Genomic DNA, 5,704 nt, shown 5'->3' with positions numbered 1-5,704 from the left:
TTTGGTCACCATGGTCATGTGGTTCCAATTCCGCGGACTATTTGGCAAGAATGGTGATTGGCTGAACAATCTGATTGTCGAACGCCTGAGCGTTGTTCGCAAACGCATAAGCAAGCCCAAGGTGAACAAATGATGTGTCTGGTTGTGACCGCGAGGCACTGCTGCCCCTATGCTGGTGTGCGCCCGCATGGCTGAAAAGCGCCCCATTTCCGCAACAGCGCGGGGCGCACGCGCGGTGCCCATCCTGCCAATCCTGTTGCAGCGCCTCGCGGCCGAAGGATTGCGATATGGCGTGTACAAAAATGTCGCGCTGCTCGACCGGGCGGCGGTTGGTGCGATGGACTTCGATCTGATTGTCCACTCCGAAGACGCATCGAGTTTTCGCGCCATCATGATTGATCTTGGCGGGGTGCAGGCAAGCTGCAGCCGGCTCTATGACAATGCTGTGTCAGGCCGTGAAGACTGGTTCGTGCCGGATACCGCGGGCACGGCGCTGCATTTCGATGTTTCGTTCGGTTTGCGGATCGGCCCCAAATTCAACAAGCGCTATCTGGCTCTTGGCTTTGAAGACATCTCCGATTGGCAAAACCGGTTATTCGCTGATGCCCCCATACCGGTTGTGTCAGGTGTCGAGGCAGCGCGCATTGCCATCCTACGCTCCATCTTCTCCCTGTCATCGTTGACAATGAACGGTTGGGCAAGGTTGGACTGCGCCAGCGAGGCACTTCTTGCAGACTTGATACCTGTCGATGTCAAAACACAGGATTTTCATTACCGGCTCGCCGATCGTGAGATTGTTTGTCAGGTTCGCCGACAATCAGGCGGGTTCGCAATCCCAGGCAAAACCGTCCGCCAAATGCGTTCGGCGCTGCGATCTGGTGCAATGCCAAGCAGTATTTTAGCGCCATTGACTGACCTCGTTTTTCACGGGGTGCGCAAGGCGACCTTCGCTGTGCTGCGGCGTTTGAGCAGGCACGATCCCACTCGCAACGCTGCCAAGCGCAAATTGTCGCCGCGCGGAATTGTCGTCGCCTTGATAGGCCCGGATGGGGTCGGAAAGTCCACCCAAACTAGCCGGCTACAGGCAATGTTCGGAGAGAGGTTTCGCTGCGGAAGGGTCTATCTGGGATCCAACGACGGGGCCTGGATGGCATGGCGCGGACGCCTTCGTTCGGCCTTCGCCAGACTGCGCAGCGCGCGGTCGCAATCTGATGACCACGTCAGCCGCAGTGGCGGCGGCAAACTATCCTATCGCAAGGCATTTAGCCGGGCTGTCTGGCGGCTTGTTATTGCTGTTCAGCGCCGCGCAGCATTGCGCAAATGCCAGCAGCTTGCCGATCGCGGGGTGATCGTCATTGCTGATCGTTGGCCTCAAGATTTGCGACGCGGTTATCTGGACGGCCCATCGACGCCTCCACCAGAGGATATGAAACTGCCATCATGGCTATGGCGCATCGAAGATCGGCTCTACGCCGGGATGGCGAGGCATAGGCCGGACGTGACAATCCACCTCGATTGCGACTTTGCGACCTCGAACGGGCGCAAGCCTGGCGACATCAGCGAAGCGGCCTTCGAACTTCGCGTCGCGCTGATGCGCGAGATGCGCGAACGCGATGTTGATGTGAAAGTGGTTGACGCCCGTCAGGAAATCGATGCGGTAACGGCCGAATTATGGCGCTGGGTATGGTTTGCAATGAATTGGGCGCAAAAGCGCTAGGTAATTCACTGATCGCAAAGCTCGCGGGATCGCAGCGCTGATCAGCTAACCAGAAGAAACGCCGTGACCACCAAAGACCAAGCCGCCAGCGCCGCAGATATGATTAGGACCAACCGCGTTGAGCCTGCCCAGCGCCGGTCAGCGTCAACAAGTTCGACCGCCGACGCGCAGCCGTTCATGGAGTCTGATGTGGGATAGCTGTTGAGCCTGATCGAACTGAGTACACTCCTTTCAAGCGGAGTGTCGAAATTGCAGCCACCGACTGCCCCATCGCTCCAGATGACCTTGGCTGATGTGAGGCCAGCGCTAGGAAGATCAATTTCGATAACTTCCCCAACTTTAAGTTCAATGGGCACCTGAACTGACATGCCCGTCGACGAAATGGAGTTGATACAAGCATCAAAGCTGCTCGCCGCATCAGTTCCGACAGCAGGTAAACGGACAGCGTAACGCGGCGCATACCGCCTGTTGCTGGCTCCTTTTACCGGGTCGAGGGATCTGCTCTTGTTCATATTGTCATCACTTATGCGGCCGCATGGCGGTGCCCACTTTGCAATATTCTTCGCAAGCAACGGGATTGCACGGTCTGAATGGCTAGTGCGTGCACTCTATCTCCCAATAAAGAAAAATTGGTAAATCCTCTCTTGCGGTCCGGCGGGAGCGTGCGGCTGGTCGGCGTCAATCACTTGGGCTTTTCTGCCAATTGATTTCACACAGTTCAGAAACTCTCTAAGCTCGTCGAAGGAGGGAACGACAATGGCGCCATTCGACAGGCTTATCGCGGCGGCAACTATCAGGCGGTTGGTGATCGTCGCCCTGATCTGCGGGGGCATTCGCTATGGTGTGATGCCGCGCATTGGGGCCGAATTGTTGACGACCCCCGACGCCGGGCCGCTAGACCTGATGTTTGCCTATACCCCGGCTGCGGCATTTGCGAATATCGGTGCTTTTTCGGATTCCGCCCGCAGTTCCTACCGGATGTTTCTGGTGACGGCGGATATCGCCTATCCGATCAGCTATACGCTGCTGTTCGTCTGGGCGATTGCGCTTGTCACACGCACCACCCGGCTGGAACACGCCCGCTGGCCGTTCGCGCCGCCGCTGTTATTGTTCGGTTTCGACATTCTGGAAAATGCCACGGTTTTCATGCTTCTTAGCCTGCACCCGGATCAGCCGGTGGCGCTGGCCTGGCTGGCAAGCATCTTTACGACCCTGAAATGGTCGTTTGCAGGCGTGACAATGCTGGTGCTTGTCTATGCGTTGGGACTGCGCCTTCTGAAACAGGGCACACCGCCCGAAAGCCAATAGGCAGGAGAACCTTTCATGCCAAGCAACCGCTTGTTCCTTTACGCCACCGGTGCCGCCATGGCGGCGGCCGCCGCCCTTGCCCCCGCCGCGTCGAGCGCCAAGGGGCCGACCTATCACGCCGCCGAAGGGATGCCGTTTTCCGAAGCCGTGCAAGTGGGCGACATGCTGTATCTGTCGGGCCAGATCGGCGTTGCTCCGGGGGAAACAACGCTGGCGGCGGGCGGGATCGCGGGCGAAACCCGCCAGACCATGGACAATATCGGCGCGGTTTTGGCGCGGCATGGCCTAGGGTTTGATGATGTTGTCAAATGCACGGTGATGCTGGCCGACATGAATGATTGGCCAGCGTTCAACGCCGTCTATGTCGGCTATTTCAAACCGGATCGTTTGCCAGCCCGCAGCGCCTTTGGATCGACCGGCCTCGCCTATGGTGGGCGGGTTGAGCTGGAATGCTGGGCCTATAGCCCGCAAGCCAAAGCCCGGCGCTGAAATGACCTCAATACTCAAAAAATAAGGGTCGAAGCGCACAATGGCTTTGATGACAAAACGCAATTTTCTGATCGGCGGGGCGGTTGTCGTGGTTGGCGGGTTTGGCGCAGCCGCCTATCGGCTGAAACACCCCGCGCTGGTTCCTTTGGGTTACGATTTCACTGCTGACGAGCTGGCAACGGCGCGATCATTGCTGGAAAAATATCCGTCGATTGATGCCCATGCCCATCCGGGGAGAACCTTCGTTAGCGGAGCAGAGAATGTTTCGGGAATGTCGCGTGCGGCGGTCATATTGGGCTCCTTCGAAAGCCGCAGCATCGGCGATATGCAGGCCGGAGGGCTGACAGCGGCAGCCTTTGCCGCCGTCGCCGATTTTCAGGCGATCGGCTTTGTCGATGAAGGGCTCGCCGCGGTTCGCGAATTTGAACCCGGCGAAGCATGGGCCAGCTATCAGCGGCAAATCGCCAACTTGCAGCAGTTGGTGGACAGCGGGCTGGTCTATCCAGTCAGGTCGGTGAGTGATTTCGCCGCCGCGCGCAAAGCTGGCAAGCCCGGCGCGCTGTTCACGGTTGAAGGCGGGGATTTCCTCGAAGGCAGGGCCGATCGGGTGGCGCAATCTTATGCTGATGGCGTGCGATCCGTCACGCTGATGCATTACCGCACCAATGAACTGGGCGACATCATCACCGGCACGCCGGTTCACAATGGCATTACCCCCGCAGGCATCGCAGTGGTCAAGGCCATGAACGATGCCGGGATGCTGATTGACGTCGCCCACGCATCCGAAGGCACCGCTTTCGGGATTATCAAGGCTTCAACCCAGCCGGTCATGGCCAGCCATGTCCATATCCACCCGGCGAAGGCTGGCGGAATCGATCACCCCCGCTTTGTGTCACGCGATCTGGCGTCAGCCGTGGCCGAAACCGGCGGCGGTCTGCTGGGCGCGTGGCCGGCGGGGATCGGGATCACCGATCTGCGCGGATTCGTTACCCGAACGTTCGAATTGGTCGACGCGGTCGGCATCGACCACGTCTGCATGGGCACGGATATGGATGCCAATTACAAACCCGTGTTCGATACCTATGCCCGCCTGCCCCATTATGTGGCCGGATTGCTGCGCGGCGGGATGGGGGAGGATGACATCGCAAAACTGATCGGCGGCAACTTCCTGCGAATAATGGCCGCTGTTGAGCCCCGGCAATCCGTTTGAATAATTACTGCGCCTACATGATCGGCGGGGCGGCGGGGATCGGGGTGCCGGTCAGGATGGCGGTTTCCTGATTGGCGAGGATGCCGACCACCTGCGTCCACACCGCGACGTTCTGACGCAGCTGGGCCTTGTCGATCTTGTCGAGCGTGTCGTCGGGCGTGTGGTGCAAATCGAAATAGCGGGTGCCGTCCTGTTGCAGATCGACCAGCGCGCCCTTCTGGTCGCGCACGATGTTGAGATCGGCGCCGCCCGTGGCAACTTCGTTGCTGGTTGATACGCCAAACCGGGCGACCGCAGCAGCGATGCGTTTGTGCAAGGCGGGGTTGGTCTCACGGAAATTGCTGTCAAAGCGCCAGATCCGGTCGGCGCCGAAATCGCTCTCGATTCCAACAGCGATGCGCTCGTCCAGGTGCGCCTTGCTATAGGCTTGGCTGCCCCAGAGGCCGGTTTCCTCCGCGCCTGCCATCAAAATACGGATGGTGCGCAGGGGCTGGCCTGAATGTTTCACGTGAAACGCTGCCGCTGCGATGATCCCGCAACCCGCCCCGTCATCGAACGCGCCGGGCGCATTCCACCAGCTGTCGATATGGCACGCGAGCAGCACCGGCGGGAGCGACGGATTGCGTCCGACCACCTCAGCCACCACGTTGCCGCTTTGGGTCTGGCCGATCTGGCGCGGGTTCATTTCGAGCTTCATGGTGACGGGACGGCCCCCAGCGCGGGCAAACATCCGTTCAAGGTTCTCGGCATCGGGCAGGCTCAGCGCGCCTGCCGGGGTCGGCTTCACACCTTCAGGAAAGCTGGTGCCGCCGGTGTGCGGGTTGCGGTGGTAATCGGTGCCGACCGATTTGATGACGGTGGCAATCGCGCCCTTGCTTGCCGCGATCCCTGCGCCAACCCAGCGTGCCGGCCCGGCAAAGCCATAATGCGAGCCGTCCTGCGCGGGGCGCATCTGGTGGCTGATATAGGCGATCTTGCCT

Annotated in this window: 6 protein-coding genes; 4 read left to right on the top strand and 2 right to left on the bottom strand. The window is 59.6% G+C overall.

The window, feature by feature from the left end; all coding sequences use genetic code 11:
• The first annotated feature begins 187 nt into the window (after window positions 1-187).
• On the top strand, window positions 188-1,717 hold the full coding sequence (locus tag U1A24_RS13445; protein WP_322322482.1) for a hypothetical protein: 1,530 nt from the start codon (window positions 188-190) through the stop codon (window positions 1,715-1,717).
• Between the two features lie 41 nt (window positions 1,718-1,758).
• Here the strand turns inward: U1A24_RS13445 and U1A24_RS13440 are convergent, their stop codons facing one another.
• Window positions 1,759-2,229, bottom strand: a complete 471-nt coding sequence (locus tag U1A24_RS13440) for a PilZ domain-containing protein (RefSeq protein ID WP_322322481.1) — start codon at window positions 2,227-2,229, stop codon at window positions 1,759-1,761.
• Window positions 2,230-2,473: 244 nt separating this feature from the next.
• On the opposite strand from U1A24_RS13440, the gene U1A24_RS13435 reads away from it, so the two are divergent.
• From U1A24_RS13435 to U1A24_RS13425, 3 genes are read left to right on the top strand one after another with little or no spacing between them, the layout of a single operon-like run.
• Complete coding sequence (locus tag U1A24_RS13435; RefSeq protein WP_322322480.1) at window positions 2,474-3,025, top strand: hypothetical protein; 552 nt, start codon at window positions 2,474-2,476, stop codon at window positions 3,023-3,025.
• A gap of 15 nt (window positions 3,026-3,040) precedes the next feature.
• Window positions 3,041-3,514, top strand: coding sequence for a RidA family protein (locus tag U1A24_RS13430; RefSeq protein WP_322322479.1), 474 nt, complete (start codon window positions 3,041-3,043; stop codon window positions 3,512-3,514).
• Between the two features lie 49 nt (window positions 3,515-3,563).
• A complete protein-coding gene (locus U1A24_RS13425; protein WP_322322478.1) occupies window positions 3,564-4,724 on the top strand; it encodes a dipeptidase in 1,161 nt (386 codons plus the stop codon).
• A 13-nt stretch (window positions 4,725-4,737) separates the two neighbouring features.
• Here the strand turns inward: U1A24_RS13425 and U1A24_RS13420 are convergent.
• Window positions 4,738-5,704: M20/M25/M40 family metallo-hydrolase (locus U1A24_RS13420; protein WP_322322477.1), on the bottom strand; the 967-nt coding region annotated here is incomplete at its 5' end.

The organism is Cypionkella sp. (genome assembly GCF_034376685.1).
GTDB lineage: Bacteria > Pseudomonadota > Alphaproteobacteria > Rhodobacterales > Rhodobacteraceae > Cypionkella.
The sequence above is the reverse complement of the archived record's forward strand: the minus strand, read 5'-3'. Positions and strand labels throughout refer to the sequence as shown.